Origin of the sequence: Corynebacterium kroppenstedtii, assembly GCF_016894245.1 — a bacterium.
GTDB lineage: Bacteria > Actinomycetota > Actinomycetes > Mycobacteriales > Mycobacteriaceae > Corynebacterium.
Genome location: NZ_CP069792.1, coordinates 2035916 through 2062171 on the forward strand (window position 1 = coordinate 2035916; position 26256 = coordinate 2062171).

General features: G+C 55.4%; 20 protein-coding genes and 1 pseudogene. 11 read left to right on the forward strand and 10 right to left on the reverse strand.

The genetic code is table 11. From position 1 onward, the window contains the following. The first annotated feature begins 9 nt into the window (after positions 1-9). The 6 genes from rapZ (at position 10) to tpiA (ending at position 6605) form a co-directional block, all read left to right on the forward strand. Complete coding sequence (gene rapZ, locus I6J23_RS08790; RefSeq protein WP_204581754.1) at positions 10-963, forward strand: RNase adapter RapZ; 954 nt, start codon at positions 10-12, stop codon at positions 961-963. A 107-nt stretch (positions 964-1070) separates the two neighbouring features. Continuing rightward, positions 1071-2159, forward strand: coding sequence for a gluconeogenesis factor YvcK family protein (locus tag I6J23_RS08795; protein WP_412523813.1), 1089 nt, complete (start codon positions 1071-1073; stop codon positions 2157-2159). A 15-nt stretch (positions 2160-2174) separates the two neighbouring features. Further along, the gene (whiA, locus tag I6J23_RS08800; protein WP_204581755.1) at positions 2175-3179 is read left to right on the forward strand and encodes a DNA-binding protein WhiA; all 1005 of its coding nucleotides are present in this window, start codon (positions 2175-2177) and stop codon (positions 3177-3179) included. Positions 3180-3421: 242 nt separating this feature from the next. Beyond that, complete coding sequence (gene gap / locus I6J23_RS08805; RefSeq protein ID WP_204581756.1) at positions 3422-4426, forward strand: type I glyceraldehyde-3-phosphate dehydrogenase; 1005 nt, start codon at positions 3422-3424, stop codon at positions 4424-4426. Positions 4427-4525: 99 nt separating this feature from the next. Next, entirely contained in the window at positions 4526-5737 is a 1212-nt protein-coding gene (locus I6J23_RS08810; protein ID WP_204581757.1) for a phosphoglycerate kinase, read from the forward strand. A gap of 85 nt (positions 5738-5822) precedes the next feature. After that, complete coding sequence (gene tpiA / locus I6J23_RS08815) at positions 5823-6605, forward strand: triose-phosphate isomerase (RefSeq protein WP_204581758.1); 783 nt, start codon at positions 5823-5825, stop codon at positions 6603-6605. Positions 6606-6691: 86 nt separating this feature from the next. On the opposite strand, the gene I6J23_RS08820 is transcribed toward tpiA, so the two are convergent. Further along, a complete protein-coding gene (locus I6J23_RS08820; protein ID WP_204581759.1) occupies positions 6692-7699 on the reverse strand; it encodes a hypothetical protein in 1008 nt (335 codons plus the stop codon). A gap of 178 nt (positions 7700-7877) precedes the next feature. Between I6J23_RS08820 and secG the strand changes: the two genes are divergently transcribed. After that, complete coding sequence (gene secG, locus I6J23_RS08825) at positions 7878-8111, forward strand: preprotein translocase subunit SecG (protein ID WP_012731604.1); 234 nt, start codon at positions 7878-7880, stop codon at positions 8109-8111. 216 nt (positions 8112-8327) lie between these two features. Here secG and pgl read toward each other — a convergent pair whose 3' ends face one another. The 5 genes from pgl to tkt form a co-directional block, all read right to left on the reverse strand. Then, positions 8328-9176 carry a 6-phosphogluconolactonase gene (gene pgl / locus I6J23_RS08830; protein ID WP_204581760.1) on the reverse strand — a complete coding sequence of 283 codons (849 nt, stop codon included), beginning with the start codon at positions 9174-9176 and terminating at the stop codon, positions 8328-8330. 62 nt (positions 9177-9238) lie between these two features. Further along, positions 9239-10435 (reverse strand): glucose-6-phosphate dehydrogenase assembly protein OpcA, encoded by a 1197-nt coding sequence (locus I6J23_RS08835; RefSeq protein WP_204581761.1) that lies wholly within the window; start codon positions 10433-10435, stop codon positions 9239-9241. A gap of 60 nt (positions 10436-10495) precedes the next feature. Next, positions 10496-11977, reverse strand: a complete 1482-nt coding sequence (gene zwf / locus I6J23_RS08840; RefSeq protein WP_239455062.1) for a glucose-6-phosphate dehydrogenase — start codon at positions 11975-11977, stop codon at positions 10496-10498. A gap of 330 nt (positions 11978-12307) precedes the next feature. Continuing rightward, positions 12308-13519: a transaldolase gene (tal, locus tag I6J23_RS08845; RefSeq protein WP_204583034.1), complete on the reverse strand. Its 1212-nt coding sequence runs from the start codon at positions 13517-13519 to the stop codon at positions 12308-12310. Between the two features lie 71 nt (positions 13520-13590). Then, the gene (tkt, locus tag I6J23_RS08850; RefSeq protein ID WP_204583035.1) at positions 13591-15666 is read right to left on the reverse strand and encodes a transketolase; all 2076 of its coding nucleotides are present in this window, start codon (positions 15664-15666) and stop codon (positions 13591-13593) included. Between the two features lie 512 nt (positions 15667-16178). Here tkt and I6J23_RS08855 point away from each other — a divergent pair. Next, positions 16179-17117 (forward strand): annotated as a pseudogene (locus I6J23_RS08855) (heme o synthase); the annotation flags it as partial. Positions 17118-17319: 202 nt separating this feature from the next. Here the strand turns inward: I6J23_RS08855 and I6J23_RS08860 are convergent. From I6J23_RS08860 to mptB, 4 genes are all read right to left on the reverse strand, one after another. Further along, positions 17320-18363, reverse strand: a complete 1044-nt coding sequence (locus I6J23_RS08860) for a COX15/CtaA family protein (protein ID WP_204581763.1) — start codon at positions 18361-18363, stop codon at positions 17320-17322. 125 nt (positions 18364-18488) lie between these two features. After that, complete coding sequence (locus I6J23_RS08865) at positions 18489-19346, reverse strand: ABC transporter permease (protein WP_204581764.1); 858 nt, start codon at positions 19344-19346, stop codon at positions 18489-18491. Next, on the reverse strand, positions 19347-20345 hold the full coding sequence (locus tag I6J23_RS08870; RefSeq protein ID WP_204581765.1) for an ABC transporter ATP-binding protein: 999 nt from the start codon (positions 20343-20345) through the stop codon (positions 19347-19349). 53 nt (positions 20346-20398) lie between these two features. Continuing rightward, positions 20399-22246: a polyprenol phosphomannose-dependent alpha 1,6 mannosyltransferase MptB gene (gene mptB, locus I6J23_RS08875; protein ID WP_204581766.1), complete on the reverse strand. Its 1848-nt coding sequence runs from the start codon at positions 22244-22246 to the stop codon at positions 20399-20401. Positions 22247-22695: 449 nt separating this feature from the next. Here mptB and I6J23_RS08880 point away from each other — a divergent pair, with 449 nt between their 5' ends. The 3 genes from I6J23_RS08880 to sufD all read left to right on the forward strand — a co-directional run bounded on the left by I6J23_RS08880 (position 22696) and on the right by sufD (position 26223). Beyond that, the gene (locus tag I6J23_RS08880; protein WP_204581767.1) at positions 22696-23430 is read left to right on the forward strand and encodes a helix-turn-helix transcriptional regulator; all 735 of its coding nucleotides are present in this window, start codon (positions 22696-22698) and stop codon (positions 23428-23430) included. Between the two features lie 75 nt (positions 23431-23505). Then, a complete protein-coding gene (gene sufB, locus I6J23_RS08885) occupies positions 23506-24960 on the forward strand; it encodes a Fe-S cluster assembly protein SufB (protein ID WP_204581768.1) in 1455 nt (484 codons plus the stop codon). Further along, entirely contained in the window at positions 24961-26223 is a 1263-nt protein-coding gene (sufD, locus tag I6J23_RS08890; protein WP_204581769.1) for a Fe-S cluster assembly protein SufD, read from the forward strand. Positions 26224-26256: the final 33 nt, after the last annotated feature.

A 26256-nucleotide genomic window follows, 5' to 3' on the forward strand; every position in this document is an offset into this window, starting at 1 on the left:
GTAATGAGTATGCCTGACTCTGCGCGTTCTTCGAGTACAGCTGCCACGGATATCACCCCAGCAAACGGCATCTCGTCAGAGGACCAAAGCCCACACCATGTGGCCGAGAATTCGCTGGTCCTCATCACTGGCATGTCTGGAGGAGGCCGGCAATCGGCAGCGAACGTCCTAGAAGAAATGGGATGGTATGTTGCCGATAATCTGCCACCAGAGCTCATCATGCGCATGGTTGAGCTCTCTTTCTCTCCCGACTCGCCGATCGAGCGCCTAGCTATCGTCACTGATGTGCGGTCGCGCGACTTTGCAGGGTCACTCGGGGACGTATTGTCGTCGTTGGAAGAGGATGGCCGACGGCCGATCATCATGTTTTTAGACGCAGACGATGAGACGCTCATTAAGCGGTTTGATACAGTCCGCCGCAAGCATCCGCTCCAGGGCACCGATACCCTTCACATGGGGATTGCGCGTGAGCGTGAGGTGTTGGAGGACATTCGTGATCAAGCCGACATAGTTATTGATACGACCAATTTTTCCGTCCATGACTTGCGTCGAGAAATTGAGCGCTGTTTTGATGCGCTCGATTCCAATGTCCAGCATGTCACTATTCAGTCGTTCGGTTTTAAGCATGGGATCCCTCGGGATGCCGATATCGTTCTCGACGTCCGTTTCCTCCCCAATCCGTATTGGGTTCCTCATCTACGGGAGTTCCGGGGGACTGATCATGAAGTCGCTGATTATGTCCTTAGCCATGAAAATGTTGACCGTTTCATAAATTCATTTGTGGACATGTTTAACGTTATGCAGGAAGGCTACAAACAAGAGGGGAAGAGCTTTACGACGGTGGCTATCGGATGCACCGGGGGCCACCATCGTAGCGTTGCCGTAGCAGAGGAGATTGCCCGACGCTTACGTGCTCAAGGTGACGATGTCACCGTGACGCATCGAGACTTTGACCGCGAATAGGCTGCTCTGTTGGTCCTGCGCAATGGTTGAAAACTAACCGGACCAGAGCTGCAAGTATGGCCCGTGATTTTATAAGACCGAGTAATCATTATTGGAATTGAGTTTGTATGAATACTGCTTCTCCTCATACATCGACGAGCGGCGAACCCCTAATTCACGCTAATAAGGATGAGTCGTCTAGCGACGGGTCTTCTGCACGCACGCCTGCGACGCAGCTATCCCATATCGCTCGGATGGCTTGTTTAGGTGGTGGACACGGACTCTTCGCGACCCTCCGGGCAGCACGTACATTGTCTGATGATGTCTCGGCTATCGTCACTGTGGCGGATGATGGTGGATCGTCAGGGCGTCTGCGTAAGGAATTCAATTCCATTCCACCTGGCGACTTACGGATGGCTTTAGCAGCGTTAGCAGCCGATGATCCCGAGGGTCGCTTATGGGAAAGCGTCCTCCAGCACCGGTTTGGAGGACGCGGTGCTTTGGCTGGTCATGCGGTAGGAAACCTCATCATCCAAGGGCTTATCGACGTGATGGGGGATGAGGTTGAGGCTTTAGCTGAGGTAGCGAAGCTCATGCGCATCCGTGGTCGTGTGCTTCCGATGAGTCCAGAACCACTCGATATCGAGGCTGAGGTAGCTGGGTTGGAGGACGATCCGAGGGTTGTGTCTCCGGTGCGCGGGCAGGTTGCCGTGGCTACAACACCGGGCCAAGTCCGACGCGTGAAGTTGATCCCAGAGAATCCGCCGAGCAGCGCGGCTGTCATCGAGGCGATCATGAACGCAGACGTCGTGACATTAGGTCCGGGGTCCTGGTTTTCGTCAGTGGTTCCTCACATTTTGGTTCCCGACGTTGTGAAAGCCCTGCAGGAGACTCACGCTCATAAGGTTGTCGTCGTTAATTTAGTTGCGGAACCAGGGGAGACCCCGGGTTTCACCGTTGAGCGGCACCTCCACATGCTCCAACAGCATTGTCAGGATCTTTCGCTCGATACGGTGATTGTCGACGAGCATTCAGTGACAGGAACACGAGAGCGGATGCACCTGAGCCGCGCTGCCGCGAATTTCGGTGCTGAACTAACCATTGGCGATGTCCGCCATGATGATGAACAAGGGCGGTGGCTGAGCACACATTCTCCAAGAAAATTGGCCCGCGTGCTGTCTGAGGTGTATTCGGCAGCTCAGGAACAAAATCGGTAAGGAGAACCAAATAGCGTGGGTTTAACAGCCGATATTAAAGCCGAAATAGCCAGTACCACGGTCACAGCATCTAATGCTCGACGGTCCGAAGTCGGCGCGATGATACGCTTTGCCGGCAAGCTTCGACTGGGTGACAATAATCCTGGTCGATCGCCGGAGTCATTGGTGGTCTCACTGGACGTAGATTCTTCCGACATCGCAGAGCGGGCGCGTCAACACATTGTCGATCTCTACGACATTCACGCTGTCGTGTCGGATCGTACGCAATCCTCGAAGAAACCTTTGTTTGAGGTTGAATGGAACCGTCGGGGCGAGGGGTTGGAGGTTGCGCGACGTCTTGGCCTTTTGGATAGGGCTGGTCGTCCTGTCCGGGGACTTCCACCGCGAATTGTGCACGGTACAGCTGTCGATTGCGAAGCAGCGTGGCGTGGTGCGTTCTTGGTTCGGGGATCAGTAACGGAGCCGGGCCGGGCATCAGCGCTCGAAGTGATCGCCCCGCAAACAGCGGCCGCAATCGGTTTGATTGGCTGTGCACGTCGACTAGGTATTGCCGCGAAAAACCGTGAAGTCCGTGGGGCAGAGCGTGTTCAGATTCGTGAAGGCGACGCTATAGGTGCGGTGTTAAGTCGTATGGGGGCCCATCGCACGCGAATCGAATGGGACGAGCAGCGCAAACGTCGCGAAGCCCATACATCGACGAATCGCTTGGCAAATTTCGATGACGCCAATTTGCGACGCTCGGCCCGCGCTGCTGCCGCTGCTGCGGCCCGAGTTCAGCGCGCTACTGAGCTTCTGGGGGATGATATCCCTGAGCACCTTGCAGCTGCTGGGCGGTTGCGTACAGAGCACCGTCATTCGTCGCTCGAAGAACTCGGTGAACTAGCTGATCCGCCGATCAGCAAAGACGCCATTGCGGGACGTATTCGACGGTTGCTGTCTTTGGCAGACAGACGGGCTGCTGAATTGGGAGTGCCCGATACTTTTTCTGCCGTAACAAGTGACCTTTTCGACGAGGATTAGTCGTGCCACTGGCGTCTTTGTGCGGTTAGAGCTCAGTCTTTGAGCACCAAATGTGCGTTCGTGTCCGTTTCGTGGGATGAAATGTCCGTTTATACAAAAGTGTTGTTTGTCTCATTCTGCTCTGACTGCTGCATATATCTCAGTTCAGCTGTAAAGTAGTCAGTGCAGGGACGGAAAGGCTATACGAAGATCGCCTGATGACGTCCTTAACCTAGACAGCTACATAGCTAAGGAGAATTACCGTGACCGTTCGTGTCGGTATTAATGGGTTTGGTCGTATCGGCCGTAACTTCTACCGCGCTATCCGTGAGCAAGGAGCCGATATCGAGGTTGTTGGTGTCAACGACCTGACCGATAACCGCACCCTGTCTTTGCTTTTGAAGCACGACTCCATCATGGGTCCGCTGGACGCGAAGGTTGAGTACGATGACGAGTCCATCACCGTTGATGGCCACCGCATCGCGGTTTCTGCAGAGCGGGACCCGAAGAACCTCGACTGGGGCAAGCTAGGCGCTGATATCGTTATCGAGTCCACCGGCTTCTTCACCAAGGGCGAGGCTGCCAAGGCTCACGTCGAGGCAGGCGCCAAGAAAGTCATCATTTCTGCTCCTGGTAAGGAAGTTGACGGCACCTTCGTTTACGGCGTCAACCACGAGACATACACCGACGACATGACCGTCGTCTCGAACGCATCTTGCACCACCAACTGCCTGGCTCCGCTGGCTAAGGCCCTCGACGATGCCTTCGGTATTGAGTCCGGCCTAATGACTACCGTCCACGCTTACACCGGTGACCAGCGCCTTCACGACGCTCCTCACAAGGATCTGCGTCGTGCCCGTGCTGCTGCCCTGAATATCGTTCCGACTACCACCGGTGCCGCTAAGGCCGTCGGATTGGTTCTTCCTGACCTCAATGGCAAGCTTGATGGCTTCGCTGTCCGCGTGCCGGTACCGACCGGATCGCTCGTTGACCTCACCTTCGTTCCGAAGAAGGACGTCACCGTCGAGGAAGTTAACGCTGCAATGAAGAAGGCTTCCGAGGATGAGAAGCTCAGCGTTGCTTTCGAGTACTCTGAGGAGCCGCTGGTTTCCACTGACATCCAGCACAACCCGCACGGCTCAATCTTCGACGCTGAGATGACCCGCGTTCTCGGCAACCAGGTTAAGGTTGTTTCCTGGTACGACAACGAGTGGGGCTACTCCAACCAGCTCGTTCGCATGACCGATTACATCGGACAGCGTCTCTAATCCTCCGCTCGCCCGAGTGATCTAGCGGGCCGGGGGCTGTGCCACGGCACGCCGTCGGCCCGTCTTTTTATATATCAATAGAACTAACGAGGAGTTGTTATGGCAGTAAAGAAACTCGCTGACTTGCTCAAGGAAGGTGTCGAGGGACGTCACGTCCTCGTACGCGCAGATCTCAATGTTCCGCTCAAGGACAAGGTCATCACTGACCCTGGTCGCATCGATGCATCTCTCCCGACGATCAAAGCTCTTACTGAAGCAGGAGCACGCGTGATCGTTGCGGCTCACTTAGGACGGCCCAAGTCACCGCAAGACACTCAATTCTCATTGGCACCTGTTGCTGAGGCTCTGTCTCAGCGCTTAGATCAGTATGTTGCACTGGCTTCGGATGTTTCCGGCGAAGACGCCCACGAACGTGCCAACGGTCTCAATGATGGCGATGTCCTGCTCCTCGAAAACGTTCGCTTCGATCCTCGTGAGAAGAGCAAAGATGACGCCGAGCGGGAGGAATTGGCATCTGAGCTCGCAGCTCTGACGGGTGATAATGGTGCTTTCGTCTCTGACGGCTTCGGCGTTGTCCACCGGAAGCAAGCTTCCGTCTACGACGTTGCCAAGAAACTACCGGCCTACGTTGGCTACCTCGTTGAGAGGGAACTTGAGCAGCTCTCGAAGTGTACGGATGATCCTCAGCATCCCTACGCAGTCTGCCTCGGCGGATCAAAGGTTTCCGACAAGCTTGGAGTTATTAAAGCACTAGCACCGAAAGTGGACACCCTCATTATCGGTGGCGGAATGTGCTACACGTTCCTCAAGGCTAAAGGCTACGGTGTCGGCGATTCACTACTCGAAGAGTCCATGATCGACGAGTGCAAGAATCTGCTTTCTGAATACTCGGACAAGATCGTGTTGCCGTCAGACATCGTCGTCGGCAAGGAATTTAATGCGGATACTGAGCACAAGACGGTATCTGCCGATGGTATTGAGAACGGCTGGATGGGCCTGGATACTGGTGCAGAGTCGGTTAAGACCTTCGGCGAGCGTCTGAACGGAGCCAAGACCATTTTCTGGAATGGCCCAGTGGGTGTGTTCGAGTTCGAAGCATTCGCACATGGCACCAAGGGGTTGGCTGAAGCCATTGCAGAGGCGACCAAAAACGGAGCGTTCTCCGTAATTGGTGGTGGCGATTCCGCCTCGGCCGTCCGCAACCTCGGTTTTGCTGATGAAGCGTTCTCTCACATTTCTACCGGTGGCGGGGCTTCACTTGAGCTCATCGAGGGCAAGACCCTTCCGGGGGTTGCGGTACTCGACCGCTAAGCACTCGACTGCCAGGCGAATTTTCTATTCCCCGGTTAACGTCACCGTTGACCCGGGGCTCACCTTTTTTACGAAAGGACTGTTCATGGCTCGTAAACCACTCATTGCTGGTAACTGGAAAATGAACCTCAACCATCTTGAGGCCATCTCCGTGGTACAGAAACTCGCTTTTGCACTCCCCAAGGACTACTACGACAAGGTCGATGTCGCGGTAATCCCTCCGTTCACAGATATTCGTTCGGTGCAAACGTTAGTGGATGGGGATAAGCTGCGCGTCACCTATGGTGCTCAAGACATCTCAACACACGATTCCGGTGCGTACACCGGTGAAATCGCTCCGTCGATGCTGTCCAAGTTGGGATGCTCGTGGGTTATCGTGGGACACTCAGAGCGCCGAGACTATCACTCCGAGACCAACGAGATCGTTGCTGCAAAAGCCAAGAAGGCTCTCGACGCCGGTATGACCCCTATTGTTTGTGTCGGTGAGTCCCTGGACGTTCGCGAGGCGGGCAAACACGTCTCCTTCGTCGTCGACCAGGTCAAGGAGTCACTTGCCGGGTTGAGCAAGGATGAAATCGCGAAGTCTGTCATCGCGTATGAACCCATCTGGGCTATCGGAACAGGTAAAACAGCATCTGCTTCGGATGCACAAGAAGTGTGCCATGCTATTCGTGGTGCGCTTGCCGAGCTGACAGATGACGAAACGGCGTCGTCAATTCGAGTCTTGTATGGCGGTTCCATGAAGACGGGCAATGTTTCTGAACTGATTGCTGAACAAGATATTGACGGCGGGCTTGTTGGCGGTGCTTCACTCGATGGTGAGGACTTCGCCAAGCTCTCTGCCATGGCTGCAGACGGTAGCGTCTAAGGTCTCATCCGCCTATGTGGAGCGACGTAGCTCCGGGCCAGGCGGGTCACGGCGCGAGTGTTAGTTAGTGCTCATGCTAGTTAGCACTAGTGCGCCGAATGAATGAGCCGGTGTGCTCCTCGTAAGTTGTCGACACTCACCCAATCAAGTCCGGCATTGAGGAGCCACCGGCTTACTCGCGCATGGTGGGCGTAGGGCCATGTTGGGATGCCCCATAACCGTGCCTGCCGCCCTTGCTTGTGTACAGAGGAGACGAACTCCCTCACTGCAGCTTCTTCCGATGCCGCGATAGTGCGAAAACCACGCCATGCTGACAAGTGCGTGAAATCAGTACTCACCATGGGCATCAGCCATGTTGGGGGACAGGCAGCCAAATCTTCCGGACGACCATCGAGGAATACCCGACGATGACGGTCTTTTGTCGGTGGTTGTGTCCACCATTCATCAGCAGCCCTCAAGCTATTTCCTGTCGCAATCAAAGTCAGACGTCGGGGGATAAATTCTTCCCCAGTCCATTCACTCAACACATCCTCATAGCGGGACGCGATAGCTTCGAGTTGTTTTAACGCAGGGAGCCCAGCCGATTTGATATCAACGTGGACATAAACAGGTTCCTCATTACCTGGCTGCGACGGTGCGAAGGCACTGCTGACGTCATTGGCACCGGTGGGGAAGAGGGGCCCCAGTCGCGCCATTGTGGCGAGTGGTTCGAGATAATCCCTTTCTAAATCCAGACCACGACTCTTTTCTAAAACACTATGGCCCAGAAGAAAACGCCCTCGATAAAGGGTGGCATCAGCCTCCACTGAGGCAAAGCCGCGGAGTAAGGCCTCGCGGAGAGGGAAACGATGGGAACTGTCATTATGCGCATGCACATGAGGGAGGCGCTCTGGAAGATCCGCCGGTTTAAGCGGAACCAGGTAGCCGAGAGCAGCTCGTAGTCCAGGCGGGATAAAAGGGAGTACACCTACCACCCGTTGCAGATGGAAACGGCGAATGAGTCCATCGGCAATGGCGTGGACGGTTACTCCAACCCCCTGAGCTGCAGCATGAAAGTGGTCCGTCAGAGAGAGTAGACGAGCTCGAGTTCTCACAATCCCTATTATGCCTTCCCGCGGCCGGGAACGAATCTCGTGGGCCTTATCTAACGCAATGCCGCTGCCTTACGTGACACATTGAGTGGGGCACGTTCACTCGCCAGCGCTAATACGTTACACTGGTGTGGTTATTAACGGTCGGTGACATTAATTCCTGATTGGAGCACCCACACCAATGCATCTCGCGTTGCAAATCGTTTTGGTTGTGTTTAGCCTGCTCATGGGGCTGTTCGTCCTTTTGCACAAAGGCAAGGGCGGCGGATTGTCCAGCCTTTTTGGTGGCGGAATGCAATCAAATCTTTCAGGATCGACGGTTGCAGAGAAGAACCTCGACCGCATTACCATCGTCTGCGCAATTATCTGGTTAGCTGCAGTGATCGGTTTGAACCTACTTCAGGCGTACGGATAATCATGGACATGTAACCATCCACATCCATCCCGGCCCTCACGAGCACTTGACGGACGTAATTTGGTGGTGGATGGGTCCTCGCGATAACAACAATCCCGCTACCAGTGAGGCCCTGCCGCGATTCACGCGAAGGGCCTACTAATTTTGCCGACGAACAACACAATCCTTATCCGGGCCGAATGAGGATGCGTTGTATTCGTCGGCTGTTTTTGTAGATTATGACGATGAACGCCGCAGCTGAGATAGGGCAGGTGCATCAGCATAGACGGCAGTATCTTCTTGCCCACGTGCGCCTGCAGCGGGCCACATGTCTGTATCGTCGCCAGAGACTGCGTGTCCGAGAGCCTCAGCTTTTCCTTCACCAGCGACGACAAACCACACACGAGTCGATGAATTCAACGCGCGACGGGTGAGCGATAAACGAGTAGGCGGTGGCTTAGGGCAATCAGTTACGGATACAACGGTGTCATCACTCGTTAACTCAGGCGTATGGGGGAACAAGGAATTAATGTGCCCCTCTGGCCCCATACCTAAGAGGTGGATGTCGAATCCATCAGGAGCATACCTATTAATGGTGTCTGCGTATGACGTAGCAGCGTCCTCGAGCTCCGTCATGTCGACGTTTCCGCTGCGGGATCCTTCGGTCTCCCCATATGTACTTTCAGGTGATGGGGCAGGAATGCGATGGAGATTGTCCTGCGGGATATCGATCTGGCTGAATAGAGCCTCTATTGCTTGTTTGTCATTACGCTCCGGATGGTCTGCGGGCACCCAGCGCTCATCACCGAAGAACACGTGGACACGGTTCCAGTCAATACCCGCGTTGCCGGCTTCACTATCGATATACAGCTGGTGGAGCACCGCGATACCCGTGCTTCCACCCGTGACCACCAGCCGGGCGTAACCATCCGGGGTAACCCCGGTGGTGTTACTAGCGCCCTCACGTCCCTCCTGAATACTGACTATGACGTTTTCAACATCGCGTGCTGCTCGCATAGCCACTTCTGCTTGATCTGCACACGCGACGATGCGGACATCTGAATCGGAACTAGACTTTTCGCTCATCCATACGCCTTTCTTCTTGCGGTCTATCACACAACGATGGGGTTTATTGCACTGCCGACGACCTATTCACGGTCTGCTTCGACATCACTGTCGTTCGCGTCGTCAGGTGCGTGCGACTCGTCTGAATCGAAAGCATCGACGCGGTGAACTCTGGATAGCCCTCGGAGAGCTTGTGCGTAGATGACATCGGGGTCAAGGTGACGCAACTCTTCCGCGAGGCAGTCAGCTGTTCCGCGTCGTGTGAGGGCAACGCGACTTTCACGGCCTGATCCTTCGCGTGTGATCGTCAGCGTATGTGCGCTAAAGGTGCGGAGGATCAAATCGCCACTATCTCGATGGATTGTCACGCTTTGCACGCCGATAGTGGGGCGCCCTTCGGAATCAAGAGGTACCTTGGGCGAGTCCGTGGATTCACGGGTGACATTCATTCCTAAACGGTCCGCAAGCCATCCGCCGGCTATATCAACGCTCGGGTCTTCCGGTGGGCCAGCAATCGTCACTCCACGGATAGGAGAAAACGGAGGCTGATCGAGTGCCGACGCTAAAATTCCACGCCACTGCGTTATACGTGACCAGGCAAGATCAGAGTCGCCGGGCGCATACGACGATCGGCACCTAAAGATTCCGTCCTCAATACTTGACGATAGGGAGTCAGTAATTCGTCGGCCGGCAAGACGCCCGATCGGATCGGTCGCGGGGACCGGGGGACGGCTGGCCGGCCACCACGCCACAATCGGAGTATCTGGCAACAAAATCGGCATCACAACGCTTGCGAGATGCTGACTAACAGCGCCATACAACTTCATGACGACGACTTCAGCGGCACCAGCGTCGCCTCCCATGCGTATTTCGGCATCAACGCGCCCGCTGGACGTTACGTCATCTGTGGCACTTGACTGCGCGGTGTCCTCGTCGGACGTTCCGGGTTGCGGCGTGGTGGGCATCGCGTCGAGAGCACGCTCAAACTCTTCGAGATTCTCATAGTCTGCAAGCTCAGTCTGCGAATTGCCGTTGTCATCACTATCAGATTGGCTCGCGGTTGAGGAGGAATCATCCGTGAGCAACACGAGAATACGAGACGGATGCTCCTGTGAGGCTTCATTAGCCGCTGTAATAAACGTTTCGTAATCGTCGTTAATTGACGCGACGATGATCAAAGTGAGCACACGGCCGGTCGTGACTTCGCCACCCGACTCACGGACGGTAACGAGGCGTTTAGAGATGTCGCGGGTTGTTGTATTGGGGAGGTTAATGATCATGCGTCGGTTTTCTCATTCCCTGAAAATGTGCGTGTGATGTGAGGACGAGCGGTGATAGTTTTACGGGCGCCGCCAGGTGCGTCCTGACCGCGAAAGCATACGATCAGCACTTTCAGGGCCCCACGTTCCAGCCGGATAATCGTCAGGACGTCCTCGTTCAGCCCAATATTTGACGATGGGATCAAGGATCTTCCACGAGAGCTCCACCTCTTCATTGGTGGGGAAGAGGCTAGCTTCATCCAAGAGAGCATCCAGGATCAAACGCTCATAGGCTTCGGGGGATGCCTCAGTAAACGCTTCCGAGTAGGCGAAGTCCATGTTGACGTCACGAACTTCCATCGCGGAACCGGGAACCTTCGAGCCGAAGCGCATCAGAACTCCCTCGTCGGGTTGCACACGAATAACAACCGCGTTGGGGCCAAGAGCAGTCGTCTCATCAGCGTCAAAAGGAAGATAGGGCGCGTCTTTGAACACCAAAGCGATTTCCGTCACTCGTCGGCCCAATCGCTTGCCAGTCCGTAGATAAAATGGCACGCCCGCCCAGCGTCGAGAATTAATCTCCAATGTGCAGGCCGCGTAGGTTTCAGTTTTCGAGTCTTCGGCAAAACCTTCTTCATCGCGAAGGCCACCGACGAATTCAGAGCCCTGCCATCCTGCGGTGTACTGGCCCCGGGCTGTCGTTTTAGAGAACGGGGGAACGGCACTGGTGGCTCTCAGGACTTTAATCTTTTCAGTCTGCAGATCGCGGGGCGTGAAAGCCAGAGGCTCTTCCATGGCGATTAACGCAAGAAGCTGGATGAGGTGGTTCTGGATAACGTCTCGTGCAGCGCCGATGCCATCGTAATAACCAGCCCGTCCGCCTAGGCCAATGTCTTCTGCCATAGTGATCTGGACGTGGTCGATAAAGGATGCGCTCCACAGGGGCTCAAAGAGCTGATTCGCAAAGCGCAGCGCCATAATATTCTGAACTGTTTCCTTGCCCAGGTAATGGTCGATACGGAAGACTGAGCGTTCAGGGAAAACGCTGTTGACAATGCGGTTAAGCTCCCGAGCTGATTCCTCATCATGGCCAAAGGGTTTCTCAATAACCACGCGCCGCCAACCGCCGGCACTATCTTTTGCGAGGCCTGAGCGTTGAAGTTGGTGACACACGTTCGGGAAATAGGCAGGAGGAACAGAGAGATAAAAGGCCCAGTTCCCGGCCGTGCCACGGGTATGGTCGACCTCCGCCAGAGTCTCGGCCAACGCATCGAAGCACTCATCTTGGTCAAATGTGCCTTTGACGAAGATCAACCCCTCGGCCAGGCGCTCCCATACCGATCGCCTGAAGGGAGTACGAGATCCCGCGCGAACGTCGTCATACACCTTTTTAATGAAATCTTCTTTGGTCCAGTCACGACGGCCATATCCCACCAGGGTGAATCCCGCAGGGAGCAGGCCGCGGTTGGCAAGGTCATATACCGCGGGGAGAAGTTTCTTTCGTGCTAGATCGCCCGTGACACCGAAAATAACGAGCCCACATGGTCCCGCGATCCTGGGCATCCTCTTATCCCTGGGATCGCGGAGCGGATTAGCCCAGTCGTCGGGAAAAGCGCTATTGTCCAGCAGATTCTCATTAGACTCCACTGTTACCCGGTTGAGCTGTTCTTCGGCGGATGGCTCCTGATGAGCCGCAGCATGACCTTGGTTCACGTCGTTCTCGGTTTCTCCTTCTGGGGTGTAGGTCTGCCGGTGCGACGCGGCGGCCGCGTTGGGATTATTCACGGTCGATTGTCCATGCCTTTCTCATCAGGTCCTTGGTTGACCCCGACTCGGCAGTGTCACCATGCTGGGGGAGCAACAGCTACTTCCGGTAAACAACTCGCTGAGTGGTTAGCTGGATAAGCGGGAATCAATATTGGCGATCAATTCATTCCAACTATCCACAAATTTAGCGACGCCGTCATCCTCAAGCACATTCACCACGTCAGCGAAATCAATGCCCAATGATTCGAGAGCGTCAAAGTATGCTCGGGCGTCATCTCCTGTGCCCGTGAGCGCATCTCCATGAACGCCACCGTTGGACTGAAGAGCGTCCAGAGTCACCTCCGGCATGGTGTTGACGGTGCAAGCACCAGCAAGTTCGGTGACGTACAACGTGGGTGTGTAATCAGGGTTCTTGACGCTGGTCGACGCCCATAGCGGTCGCTGCACGTTAGCTCCGGCACTTGCAAGTTTGTGCCAACGCTCAGCTTCTGAGGAAAGATCACCGTTATTGGCAGCAGCGCTGCTCTCAGCGTCCTCGTCCCCAAAAACCCGGCAGAACGCTTCATAAGCGAGCTGCGCGTTATGGATACCCGCCATTCCCTTGAGGGTCTCTACATCTCGGGATGCGGATGGGGCGATATCAGCAAGTTTATGGTCGACGGCACCATCAACCCGAGAGACGAAGAAACTAGCTACGGAATGAATAGAGGATAGGTCCTTGCCCGACGAGTGGGCGCGTTCAAGACCATCGATGAAAGCCTTGATCACGTCTTTGTATCTCTCCACTGAGAAGATAAGGGTGACATTCACGCTAATTCCTGCGGCGATAGTATCCGTAATCGCTGGTAAAGCTTGTTTTGCCGCAGGAATCTTGATCATCACGTTGGGTTTGCCCACGCGATCCCACAACTCTTTAGCTTGTTCCACCGTTTTCTCAGGATCGTGCGCATAACGGGGGTCCACCTCGATGGATACCCGTCCGTCTTGGCCCTGCGATGCCTCATAAACATCTTTGAAGGCTTCGCACGCGTCGCGGACGTCGTCAATAGCCATGTCAAAAACTGCTTCCGACGCCGAACGACCCTGCGAATTCAGCGTCGCTAACTGGTCGTCGTATGCAGTCCCAACGGTCATGGCTTTTGAAAAGATCGCCGGGTTCGTCGTCACGCCGACGATTCCCGCGTCGGCAATGAGCTCGTTCAGGTTCGCAGATTTCAGACGATCACGAGAAAGATCATCGAGCCACACCGACGTGCCTGCGTCGGCTAGTTGACGGACATTCTCGTTGGCTGAGGAGGGGAGATACTCGGAGGGAAAACTCGAATCGCCTCCCTGCACGTGGGATGCGTTATCAGAGGTCACGATCAAATCCTTTCATCACGTAACGCGCAAATATGACGTAGATGGTCTTAGTTCTCTACAACAGAGGTGGCAGCATCGACGACGGCGTCGACAGTAAAGCCGAACTTTTCAAAGAGCTCACTGGCAGCAGCTGATGCTCCGAAGTGTTCAAGGCTGACGGCTTTACCTTGCGAGCCGAGAAGCTGATACCACGGCATTGCGATGCCCGCCTCTACTGACACGCGGGCGGTGACGTCGTGAGGAAGGACTTCCGCCTGATATGACTTGTCTTGCTCCAAGAACCAATCCATACATGGAACGGACACAACACGCGTTGCTACACCGCGAGATTCCAAAACTTTGGCAGCCTCGACAGCGAGCTGGACTTCCGAACCCGAGGCCATCACGATGACCTGCGGGCGTTCCGCAGACTCACGAACCAGGACATAAGCACCACGGCGGACACCGTCCCGAGCGAGTTCCTTGGTTCCCTTCAACACAGGTAAGTTCTGGCGGGACAATGCCAGCGCTTTGGGGCCCGCGGGCGAATCAATCGCTGCACTCCAGGCGGAGGCAGTCTCATTCGCGTCAGCAGGACGCACGACCGCAAGGCCGGGGATAGCGCGCAGGGCAGCAAGATGTTCCACAGGTTGATGGGTGGGGCCATCTTCACCCAGCCCGATCGAGTCGTGTGTCCACACGTAGTACACGTCGGTCTTCATCAACGCAGCCAAACGTACTGCAGGGCGCATGTAGTCGGAGAAGACCATGAAAGTGCCGCCATAGGGGCGCGTCGGCCCGTGGAGAGCAATTCCGTTGAGAATAGAACCCATCGCATGCTCACGAATACCGAAGTGAAGCACCCGGCCATAGGGTTGTGCATTCCATGAATCAGTAGAGATGGTGGACGGGCCGAACGAATCCGCATCCTTGATAGTTGTGTTATTCGATCCGGCTAGGTCGGCAGAACCTCCCCACAGCTCCGGTAGGGTCGCACCCAGCGACTGAAGAGTGACCTCCGAGGCTTTCCTCGTCGCGATTCCGGAACCATCAGCCTCCCACTCGGGCAGATCAGCATCCCAGCCATCAGGAAGTTTCCGGGCATACAGACGATCCAATAGCGCTTTCCGATCCGGATTCTCCGTGGCCCACCGGTCAAAGTCTGCCGACCAGGCCTCATGAGCGCGGGCACCTCGCTCACGGAGTAACCGCGTATGAGAAAGAACGTCATCAGAGACTCCGAAAGTCTGATCAGGATCGAAACCTAAGATGCGCTTAACGGCGGCAACTTCATCATCACCGAGTGCTGCTCCGTGAACAGCTCCGGAATTCATCTTGGTGGGGGACGGGTAACCGATAACGGTTCGAACGCGGATAAGCGTCGGACGATTGGTTTCGCGCTGGGCTAACGTGATCGCGGCTTCTAGCGCCTGAATATCTTCACCGGACTCGACATTGAGAACCTGCCATCCATAGGCTTCATACCGGGCGCAGACGTCTTCATTAAACGCAATCGTCGTATCGTTTTCGATCGATATACGGTTGTCATCCCAAAAAGCGATGAGGTTGCCGAGTTTCTGCGTCCCTGCAAGTGATGACGCCTCGCTAGTCACGCCTTCTTCCAGGTCACCGTCGGAAGCAATCACATAAATGAAGTGGTCGAAGAGTGACTGTCCTGCCGGAGCATCAGGGTCAAAAAGCCCCCGCTCACGACGGGCGGCCATGGCCATACCGACGGATGAGGCCAAACCCTGCCCCAGAGGACCGGTCGTAATTTCAACCCCTGCCGTATGCCCGTACTCCGGATGGCCGGGAGTCAATGAGCCCCAGGTACGGAGCTGCTTGAGGTCGTCGAGCTCTAGGCCAAATCCACCCAAGAAGAGCTGGGCGTAAATAGTCATCGAACTATGCCCGCAGGATAAGACGAATCGGTCGCGGCCTACCCAGTCGGGATCCGAGGGATCATGGCGCATTGTTCGCTGGAACAAGGTGTAGGCCAGGGGAGCCAAGCTCATCGCAGTGCCGGGGTGACCGGATTTTGCCTTCTGAACAGCATCTGCAGCTAAGACGCGGACTGTGTCGACGGATCGCGAGTCGATCTCATCCCAGTCTTTTGGGAAAGCTGGTTCCACGGCTCTGCGGATATGGTCGGGAACGAGCTCCCGAGCTTCTGCATATCGCTTGATGACTGCCGAAGTCTTATCAATCACCTTCTGATCACCTTTCTGTGCGCGTGCCGTAGACATGCTTACCGTCTATGTAGCGACCGCTAAGTTGGTTCCCGCTGAAGCAAAATTCCCGCGGAATAAAACTCCTCGGAGTAAACGAACACCAGTTTAGGCTGAAGTTTCATCGCGGTCTACGAGGCTATTCAAAGGGTATCGGCACAGGCTCTCATGCCCGCCTCAGGCACCCTCTTCAGAGGGGCAGCATGGCCTGACGAAACGCGGCGCCTACGAGCCCCGTCGGGGTCGAGTGTTCACGATGGAATTTCCTCCTCGAGTAAAAATCCCGTGGCAAGTCAACGAATAACATCGTGATTGTTAGACTAGGGCGGTGACTGTCCTAAATATGGTCATAGCTACGACGCACAGATGCCCATCACCAGTGCCGAGACAAGCATGAACGATCAGTCAGCGATGAGGACTGTCAGCGGACATGGAGGAAAAAGAGGCAAGTGGAGAAGATAAAGGCGTATGTGGCGCTCACGAAGCCACGGGTAATTGAGCTTCTCCTGGTCGCAACGATTCCTGCCATGCTTCAGGCGGATCGCGGTACTATCCACCTCTGGCTCATCTTGTTAACGCTTGTCGGGGGATGGATGGGAGCTGCCGCTGCCAACTCTTTCAACATGATCGTCGACAGTGACATCGACAAGGTTATGAAGAGGACCCAGAACCGTCCCTTGGTGGACGGCCGGCTGACTCTCACGGAAGCCAAGGTTTTTGCCTCATCGATGACTGTGCTGAGCTTTTTGTTCCTCACATTCTTGTGTCATTCGCTCTTAGCAGCAGTTTTCGTGATGCTGACCATCCTCTTTTATATTTTCGTCTACACGAAATGGCTCAAGCGCCGGACGTGGCAGAACGTGATTTGGGGCGGGGCAGCAGGATGCATGCCCGTCATTGTGGGCTGGGCCGTTATTGCTGATAACACGTCCAATCATTCGGTGGCTGGATGGCTACAAGCCGTCGCGCTATTTATGATCATCTTCTTCTGGACACCGCCGCACACGTGGGCTCTAGGTATGCGATATGAAGAGGATTATCGCGGCGCCGGGGTGCCCATGATGCCAGTAGTGAAAACACGAGCTCAGGTTGCGAAACAAATTCTTCTCTATACCTGGCTTACTGTCCTCACATCCCTCACCCTTATTTTCGCCTCCGGGTGGTTTTACACTCTCACCGCAATCGGGGCAGGGGCATGGTTCATTATCAGCGCCACTCGCCTTTACAAGCGAATCTCTACTGGTAAACCAGTGAAACCTATTAGGTTATTTATTTTATCGAATAACTACTTGTCGTTGTTGTTCGTTGGTCTCTCCATTGATGCGGTGATCAATTTACAATCGCTTCACGAAGTTCTTGGTTTTTAAGATCTGATCACGAAACACAATGATCTATACGACAAATAGAATTCTCGTAGAGCCGTTCGTGTAGACAAAGCAAAGTCCGCCGGGACCCCCGATACACATAAACCAGTGACACCTCCGTGGGGAGGTGGGGATTCCTCGGCGGACAAGAACATGATCGACGGAAGCCGCTAGAAAGCGCAGCAGGCTTCCTAAAATCTTTAACCTAAATTCTTGGGGCTGCGCGTCGTTTGCCCTGTGCCCACAACACTGCTGTCACAGCACAGATCACACCAGAACCAATAACGTGAAGCGGAACAGTCCACCGGGGAACGCCCAGCCAGTATTGGACGATGCCAACCCCGGCTTGGAGAACAATCAAGACGACCAACCATTGTGTCGTCTTCATGATCGCTCGGTCAGCTCGAACAGTGAGAAGCCCGAACAATAAACCTGCCACGAGGCCGAGGTACAGGTACATCGCGTGCGCATGCAGGTGCGCCATCAGATCAAGCGGTATTTGGAGCCGTGAATCGGCGGGGACCTCCGAGTCGCCTGCGTGAGGGCCAGCACCCGTCACCATGGTTCCTGTGATCAGGGTGATCCCCATCGCGATGGACGACATGAGAGCCAGCCAGCGCAAAGGCTGCGGGTACATCACCTGGGCTTTACCGTCGTCGGGTTCGTCGATGCGAACCCACAGCAAGGCAGCAAGCCATACGAGCACCATCGAGGGTAAAAAGTGCAGGGCAACCATCCACCACGCCAGATCAAGGTGAACGGAGATACCGCCGATGACCGCCTGGGCTATCACGCCGATTCCTTGGATGAACGCCAAGACGATGATTTCTGAACGCCGTTTGGCACGTGACACCGCGAGAAACGCCAAAATGACGAAAATGATCAAAACAAAGGTGAGCGTGCGATTTCCGAATTCTATGAGTTGGTGAACCCATGGGATTGATCCAGATTCTGGAACCAATGATCCCGGTTGACACTCGGGCCACGTAGGACAACCCAGGCCTGAAGCTGTTACACGAACAATCGAGCCCGTGAATGTGATGCCGATCTGGGCAATTAACAACGCCAACACAAACAATCGCTGGCGGGCCGCAGTGCACACTGGGAAGCGGGTCAAACGGGCAAAAGAATAGCAGCCGCGCACGAATCCTCCCGGTGTAGATGGAGGAGTCGCCGCATCTTCACGGGAGTCGGGACCTAATTGTGTCGGTTCGTCACGCCGAGCATCATTAGTCTGAATTGCACTCACGATTCTCCAGCCTACAGCCCGCACAGCGAACACCACGATCGCACACACGTGGGGTTATTCACGAAAATGCTTACGCGGAGTTGGAGGCCTCTGATGTCCCCGATCTCACCGACGACGGCGACGCTCTACGCAGTGAAGCGAAACAGCTTGCTAGCAGCAAAACCGCCGAGAGCCGACCACATGAGCATGATCACGAGAGCAAAAACGTTGAAACTCCCGTGGAACGCGTCAATAAGTCCTTGAGTCAAGGCAACCGAGGGGAAGAGCATGAGCAGCGCATGAATACCTTCGCGAATTCCCGGCTCCATGGCGACGATTGCAGCAACACCCATGAGCCCGAACCACAGGAGGTTCCCCAGCGCCAAAACAACCTCAGAATGGAGGGTTCCGCCCAATAACAGCCCTAAGGCGGTGAAGGCGACAGCTCCCACGATAAGGAAAACAATCCCCATTACGACGCCGAGGGGGGTCGTTGACCACCCCATAACCATAGCGATCGCACCGAGCACCAGGGTTTGAAGTAACACGACGACCACGACGGCGCACGCTTTACCTGCAATAATGGCCCACTTCGGGAGGGCCGAGGCTCCCATTCGCTTCAAGGCTCCGTATCGACGGTCGAAGACGACGGCAATCGCCTGACCCGTAAAGCCCGCAGACATCACCGCAACGGCTAAGACCATGGGGAACAGGCGCGCGATCGGATCCTCGAGGTCGAGGAAGGGCATCAATGTGAAGCCGATGAGCATCGCAATAGGGATGACCATCGAGAGAAGCTGCTGCTCACCATGACGCAAGAACAGGAGAGTCTCCATTCTCGCTTGAGCAGAAACAAGCTTCGTCGTCGACGCTCGTCGGGGCTGCGGTTCAAACGTCCCCGGCGCGAAACGCGAATCCTCGGCGGTCTCAGTGTCCTGAGAAGAGGCCTCAGTGGGGGCTTGGGGGTCAGTAGGAGACTGCGTGCCGTGATTGTCTGCCATCATTTAGGACCTCATCTCTCGTCCGGTGATATCCAAGAAGACGTCCTCAAGACTCCGATGGTCCACCGTTAGATCGGTAATTAGGATTCCTTGAGCACTAGCAGCGGCCGCTATAGCACCCACTGCTCCTGGGTTGGCCTGTCCGTCTACGCGGTAATGCTGTGGGCGCACAGCAGAGACACGAAGGGGTGGCTGGCTCACTTTCGGCGCGTCATCGGACCCCGCTTGGGCAGCACCTTTGCGGGTATTCTCTGCCAGAAAACTGTTCGCAGCCGATAAATCCAGCGCGCCCGACGTCGTTAAGGAAATTCGCGCATCGGCCGCGTTGGTTAATTCCTGTGTGGTCCCGTGGGCGACGACACGGCCATGATCAATGATCAACACGGTATCCGCTAATGATTCCGCTTCATCCATCATGTGGGTGGTGAGCAAAACGGTCACCCCATCCCGACGGAGGGAGCTGATTAAATCCCATACAGCTAATCGTGACTGAGCGTCCAAACCAGCAGTGGGTTCATCTAAGAAGATGACTTCCGGCCGGCCGACTAACGCACAGGCCAATGAGAGCCGCTGCTTCTGGCCACCACTGAGCCGACGGTACGGCGTTTGGGCATGGTCAGTCAGCCCGACGATCTCCAGAAGCCAGGAGGGATCTAGAGGATTCTGACTGTAACTCGCCAACAGAGACAGCATCTCTTTGACTCGGATTCCTGGGTATGAACCCCCGTTCTGGAGCATGATGCCGATACGGGCACGAATCTCGTCAGTTTGTGTTGACGGGTCCATCCCGAGAAGCTCAATCGATCCGGAATCGGGAGTCTGGAATCCCTCACACATTTCGATCGTTGTGGTTTTACCGGCACCATTTGGGCCCAGCAGAGCGAAAACTTCGCCACGACGAACTGAAAAGCTGATGCCATCGACGGCCCGCCGGGATTTGAAAGTCCGGACGACGGAATCGAGGGTTAACGCATCACCACGCGAATTTTTCGAGTGAGTCACAGGGTACGAGTGTAGCGCGACGAACTGATACCGACAGAGAGACTCAGCGTTAACTACCGCAGTGAACGCGACCGGTCACGATTGCCCGTGTTCTTCCTCGTCTTGTGTTGGGCGCTACGCGAGATTCTGGGCCTCGATGTGTGGTTGCGATCCACATGTCCAAGCACAATCCCTGGGGATCGAACCTCGATGACCTTGAGAATGAAATACCCCAGTACCGCCAAGACTAGGAAGCTTATTGCGGCGACGATATATGTTTGAGTCACGCTCCACGCAGGCAACTTCAGTCCGCGAGGAAGAACGAAGAAACTGAGAATGATGGAATAGATGACGGCCGTATTTCTGAATAGAGGACGGTTCGCCCACGCAGCGAGCGGAATGATGGCCCACAACGCGTACCAAGGGTGAACAACGGGGAAAAGAAGAACGAGAACAAGCATTCCGACCCCGTATCCACCGACGGGATGAAGGCGACCACGATAGGTCGCCACGAGCATGCGGACCATCCACAGCGCAGCAACAGCCAACCCCACCCCATGAATAAACGACGTCATAGCCTCGGTATGGTCGCCCAGACCGAGCAGGCTTCCTAGGAAGCCAGCAAAAATACCGAGCAGCGTGGTAATCGACATCCAGCTGACGATATCGGCTGCTCCGCCCTGCACGGTAAGCCATTGAAGGCCGAGGCCAGAAGCGAACGATAAGCCGACGACGAAAAACATCAACAGGGATCCGACGATCACAGTGGCGAGCAGCCACGCATGTTTGCGGTGGATGGAGCGAATGAGTGTGACCCACACAAAGCCCAGCGCAACAATGCTGGTCACTTTGACCATGATCGCACAACAGATCGCTCCGACGCCGGCAACGAAATACAGTATGCTTCGCCGAGTGAACAGCGTCGACGCCGGCGTCGTCGGTTCTATAGAAGCCACGGAGGAAAACTCAGACCCGGACGAGGAGTCCTCCAACGGACGTTCGAAAGCTCTGAAGCACCATTCCATGCCGACCATCAATAGGCCGAGCATGATTGACTCGTTATGGATACCGCCGACAAGGTGAAGAAGCGATAACGGGTTTAACACGCCAAGCCACAACGCAGCCGATGCCTCCACACCACAGCGGCGGGCGAGTTTGATGACAGCCCATGCGCACAATGTTAGGCCGATAATTGACACCAGCCGGTAGAGGAAAACAGCCGCAATAATGTTCTCGTTGGTTAACCACGAGATCACTTGGCCACCCATGATGGCGACAGGTCCATAGGGGGACGGCGAGTGGGACCACACTAAAGGCACCGATCGAGCAAGAGGATCTGCTACGCCTAATAAATCAACCGGACCACCTTGATACGGGTTGAGGCCTCGAGCTGCAATCGCACCCTGAGCTATATACGAATAAATGTCCTGGGTGAAGAGCGGAGCGGTAAAGCCCAGAGGGATGACCCAGGCAACAAAGGTTCGAACCATCACCGGTGCGGTAGCCCAACCATGCCCTTGCTCCCGTGGCCCGGCTAAAGCGAAATACCCCATGAGTGCCCACGCGGTAACGAGAAAACCGATGCCAACGAACACAAGCACAGTGGAAGTCAACAGCATTCGTCCCATGAGGTTGGCAATGGGGAAGTCCCAGAGCGTGTTGTCAACAACAGGCATCGCCCCTGCACCCCAACCCCCAATCATTATTAGGACGGATCCGAAGGCTCCAAGCCACCGCAATAATGCGAATCGGCGAAGATCGGAGACCCCGAACCGCTTCAGGCGTGGTCGCGCCGGCCCTTCACCGTGAAAAACTTCTGCGGATCGTGAACCAGCAACCCCAAACTCCGGGACAACGGACGAAATTTCCCGCCGGCTGAAGTCCAGGAATCGGCGGAAGAACGATGGCCCACGAGTGCCCATGTGTAGGTCCTCCCATCGTTTCCCCGCTAGTTCTTACTGTCAGCGCATAAGGTCCACGCGCTGCATGTTCAAGCGCACTGTGTCCCTCAAATTCAAGCACGCCCACTCCAAGGCATTGCCATCACGTCGAGTGTAGTCAACGTCGCCGGCTGAATCGTTTTTGTGTCCCCCCCCGTCCGGACTAGCAAAACAAACCGTAATTCACCCCCTCTGTGTAGGAATAGAATTCCGACACACTAATGTTGTGTAAAGTGTGATAGCGCAGGTGGGGACAGCCCCACGCTATGCACCGTCGTGGGCAGAGACCTCCATGTGCGGCCTCATCCCCACGACACTTCACGTGTGACGGCGTGAAACACAAAGCGATCTTGGGCTTACACGCCGGATGACAAGCAGCGACGAAACTCCGCCCTATCGGATGCTTCGTTTTCGTGAGAGAGGAAGGCGCTATGAACGACCATGCCCCCGGACCAGAGGGCCAGACTCGTCAACGCATCATGTCTCTCCTCCTGCACCACGGAACGATGAGCGCATCCGAGCTAAGCAAAGAGCTGAAGTTAAGCGCTGCAGGAGTTCGACGCCATGTCGATAATCTGGTCTCCGACGGCTTAGCGGAAGAGGCACCAGCAACAGGTGGAGCGCCTCGCGGACGTGGCCGCCCAGCCCGCGTTTTCCGGTTAACCGATAAAGGAAGAGGCAACTTTGGCTACGACTATGACCGCGTCGCAGTACTAGCTCTCGAAGCGCTACGAGATGCCGGTGGCCCTAACGCTGTTATTCACTTCGCACAGCAACGGATGAGCGATATTCTTCGCGAAGCGGGGCTGGATGACGAGATTTCCGACCTTGCTGACCCCGACGATGTCGAGGCCATGGTCACCAAAGTTGCTGATGCCCTGAGCAAACACGGGTACGCAGCAACTGTGGACAAAGCTGGTGGTGGAATCCAAATCTGTCGCCATCATTGCCCTATCCAAGGAGTCGCTGAGCATTTTCCTGAGATGTGCGCCGCTGAACACGAGGCGGTTCGTGAGGTCTTAGGCCACCACACTCAACCTTTAGCCACCATCGTTGATGGGAACGGCGTGTGCACAACGCATATTCCCTTGGAACCCGTTATCAACCAGAAGCGCGATAAGGGGAGTGGCGATAAACGCCACCCAGCTTCGTCAACATCATCATGAGTCCATAATCTGCCTAAATTTTCACTTCCGGAAAATTGACCATCATCACACGCAACATAAGAGGAGTCACAGCTCATGACCCAAACACCGACAGCTCCTGCCGGGCCACAATCATCACCACAAAGTGATGAAGAGATCATTGAATCCATCGGAGGTGGATATAACTACGGATGGCATGACAGCGACGTAGCCGGAGCCTCTGCACGGCGCGGCATTGATGAAGATGTTGTTAAGGACATCTCAGCAAAAAAGAGTGAGCCGGAATGGATGTTGAAGAACCGTCTCAAGGCTCTCTCCGTCTTCCAGAAGAAGCCGGTGCCTAACTGGGGCGCGGACCTGTCCGGAATCGACTTCGACCAGATCAAATACTTCGTCCGCTCCACAGAAAAACAAGCCGCGACGTGGGATGACCTTCCAGAGGACATTAAAAACACCTACGACCGCATTGGTATCCCAGAGGCAGAAAAAGAGCGCCTCGTCGCAGGCGTCGCCGCACAGTACGAATCTGAGGTTGTCTATCACCAAATCCGTAAGGATCTGGAAAAACAAGGCGTCATTTTCGTTGATACCGACACGGCTTTGAGAGACTATCCCGAATTGTTTAAAGAGTATTTCGGGACCGTTATTCCAGCCGGTGACAATAAATTCGCTGCACTGAACACCGCGGTGTGGTCAGGCGGTTCATTTATTTACGTGCCAAAGGGCGTCCACGTCGAAATCCCTCTTCAGGCCTACTTCCGCATTAATACGGAGAACATGGGTCAATTCGAGCGCACGTTGATCATCGTCGACGAAGATGCCTATGTTCACTACGTTGAGGGATGTACGGCGCCTATCTATAAGACTGATTCTCTGCACTCAGCTGTCGTCGAGATCATTGTTAAAAAAGGTGGTCGTTGCCGGTACACGACCATCCAGAACTGGTCTAACAATGTCTATAACCTGGTCACCAAGCGCACGAAGTGCGAAGAGGGTGCCACCATGGAGTGGATCGATGGCAACATCGGGTCCAAGGTTTCGATGAAATATCCCGCCGTGTGGATGACCGGGCCGTACTCCCGTGGCGAGGTTCTCTCCGTCGCGATGGCGGGCGAAGGCCAGTACCAGGACACTGGCGCCAAGATGGTGCACATGGCTCCTCACACGAGTTCCAACATTGTGTCGAAATCAGTTGCTCGCGGGGGTGGGCGTGCGGCCTACCGTGGCCTCGTCAAAGTTAATCCGAACGCGCATCACTGCACGGCCAATGTCGAATGTGATGCCTTGCTTGTCGATAAGATTTCGCGGTCGGACACCTATCCCTACAATGACATCCGCAATGACCACGTGTCCCTTGGCCACGAGGCTACGGTCTCTAAAGTGTCTGAGGATCAACTCTTCTATCTCATGAGCCGAGGCCTCGCTGAGGACGACGCCATGGCGATGATCGTTCGTGGCTTTGTCGAGCCCATTGCGAAAGAGTTGCCCATGGAATATGCCCTCGAACTCAATCGCCTCATTGAATTGCAAATGGAAGGATCCGTGGGATAGATGACTGACGTACTCAAGGCCGAGGAAGTCGAAGCTGCTGCCGACAAGGCAAAAGAAGTCGGTGCTTTCGACGCGAACACAACCAACACCACAGGGGCTAAAACAAAAGGCGACGTATTTACGTCATTCAATGTAGACGACTTCTCCGTCCCTCGCGGCCGCGACGAAGATTGGCGTTTCACTCCCTTGCGGCGGCTCAACGGGCTTCACGACGGGTCGTTTCCGGGTGAACACGCACCGAAACCAGTCAGCGCAGATATCCCCGACGGAACATCTGGCGTACACGTAGAAGAGGTTCCGGCCGACGATGACCGCCTTCGCGCAGCCGGAGCCCCCGTGGATCGCGTCGGTGCGCAGGTCTTCGCCAGCCTTCAACGCGGAACCGTACTCACCATCGACGACAACACCGTTGTCGACGGTGATATTACGTTGACGTTCACGGGAACTGGCCCCGACACCACGTCCTTCGGAGCACTGGCCGTCATCGCTGGTGAACACGCCGAAGCCAACGTCGTGCTCCGGTTCGAAGGACATGGCAACTACGCAGACTTCCACTCGTACTCGATTGGAACAGGTGCACATATCAACGTCGCCATTATCGACGATATGGATGACGACGCCGTCCATCTAGCCAACGAGCAGCTCCGATTGGATCGTGACGCCGTCATGCGCCACGGATACAGCGCCTTCGGTGGCTCCGTGGTGCGCAATATCTCCCACGTAGCGTTCAAAGCGCCCGGGGCAGATTGCGAACTCTCCGGCGTGTACTTTGCCGACGACGGACAATACTTCGAGCAACGTCTACTCGTTGACCACTCTGAGGCGAATTGCCGCTCCAACGTGATGTACAAAGGGGCACTCCAAGGCGATCCGAACTCGGACCTCCCCGAAACACGCACAGCGTGGGTTGGCGACGCACTGATCCGTGCACAGGCCGACAACACGGACACGTACGAGAAAAACATGAACCTCGTTTTGTCCGAGGGCGCGCGCGCAGATGCCGTTCCGAACCTCGAAATCGCCACCGGCGAAATCATTGGCGCTGGTCACGCGGCCACCGTCGGACGCTTCGACGACGAACAGCTCTACTACCTGATGAGCCGTGGGATCCCCGAGCCCGTTGCCCGACGCCTTATCGTCCACGGATTCTTCACCGAAGTCATTTCACGAATCCCGATACCGGCCGTCCAAGATGAACTCGAAAAACGCGTCTCCGAGGAACTCGACACTGTCAGCCTCGACGAGCTGAATTCACTGAGCTAATCCATCCACCGTGCGTCACTAGCTGTATCTCAC

Bases quoted from the DNA above. Each gene is read 5' to 3' on its own strand.
- rapZ (WP_204581754.1), top strand. From the start codon at position 10: ATGCCTGACTCTGCGCGTTCTTCGAGTACAGCTGCCACGGATATCACC.
- I6J23_RS08795 (WP_412523813.1), top strand. From the start codon at position 1,071: ATGAATACTGCTTCTCCTCATACATCGACGAGCGGCGAACCCCTAATT.
- I6J23_RS08810 (WP_204581757.1), top strand. From the start codon at position 4,526: ATGGCAGTAAAGAAACTCGCTGACTTGCTCAAGGAAGGTGTCGAGGGA.
- tpiA (WP_204581758.1), top strand. From the start codon at position 5,823: ATGGCTCGTAAACCACTCATTGCTGGTAACTGGAAAATGAACCTCAAC.
- secG (WP_012731604.1), top strand. From the start codon at position 7,878: ATGCATCTCGCGTTGCAAATCGTTTTGGTTGTGTTTAGCCTGCTCATG.
- pgl (WP_204581760.1), bottom strand. From the start codon at position 9,176: ATGAGCGAAAAGTCTAGTTCCGATTCAGATGTCCGCATCGTCGCGTGT.
- I6J23_RS08835 (WP_204581761.1), bottom strand. From the start codon at position 10,435: ATGATCATTAACCTCCCCAATACAACAACCCGCGACATCTCTAAACGC.
- zwf (WP_239455062.1), bottom strand. From the start codon at position 11,977: ATGCCCAGGATCGCGGGACCATGTGGGCTCGTTATTTTCGGTGTCACG.
- I6J23_RS08865 (WP_204581764.1), bottom strand. From the start codon at position 19,346: ATGATGGCAGACAATCACGGCACGCAGTCTCCTACTGACCCCCAAGCC.
- mptB (WP_204581766.1), bottom strand. From the start codon at position 22,246: ATGGGCACTCGTGGGCCATCGTTCTTCCGCCGATTCCTGGACTTCAGC.
- I6J23_RS08880 (WP_204581767.1), top strand. From the start codon at position 22,696: ATGAACGACCATGCCCCCGGACCAGAGGGCCAGACTCGTCAACGCATC.
- sufB (WP_204581768.1), top strand. From the start codon at position 23,506: ATGACCCAAACACCGACAGCTCCTGCCGGGCCACAATCATCACCACAA.
- sufD (WP_204581769.1), top strand. From the start codon at position 24,961: ATGACTGACGTACTCAAGGCCGAGGAAGTCGAAGCTGCTGCCGACAAG.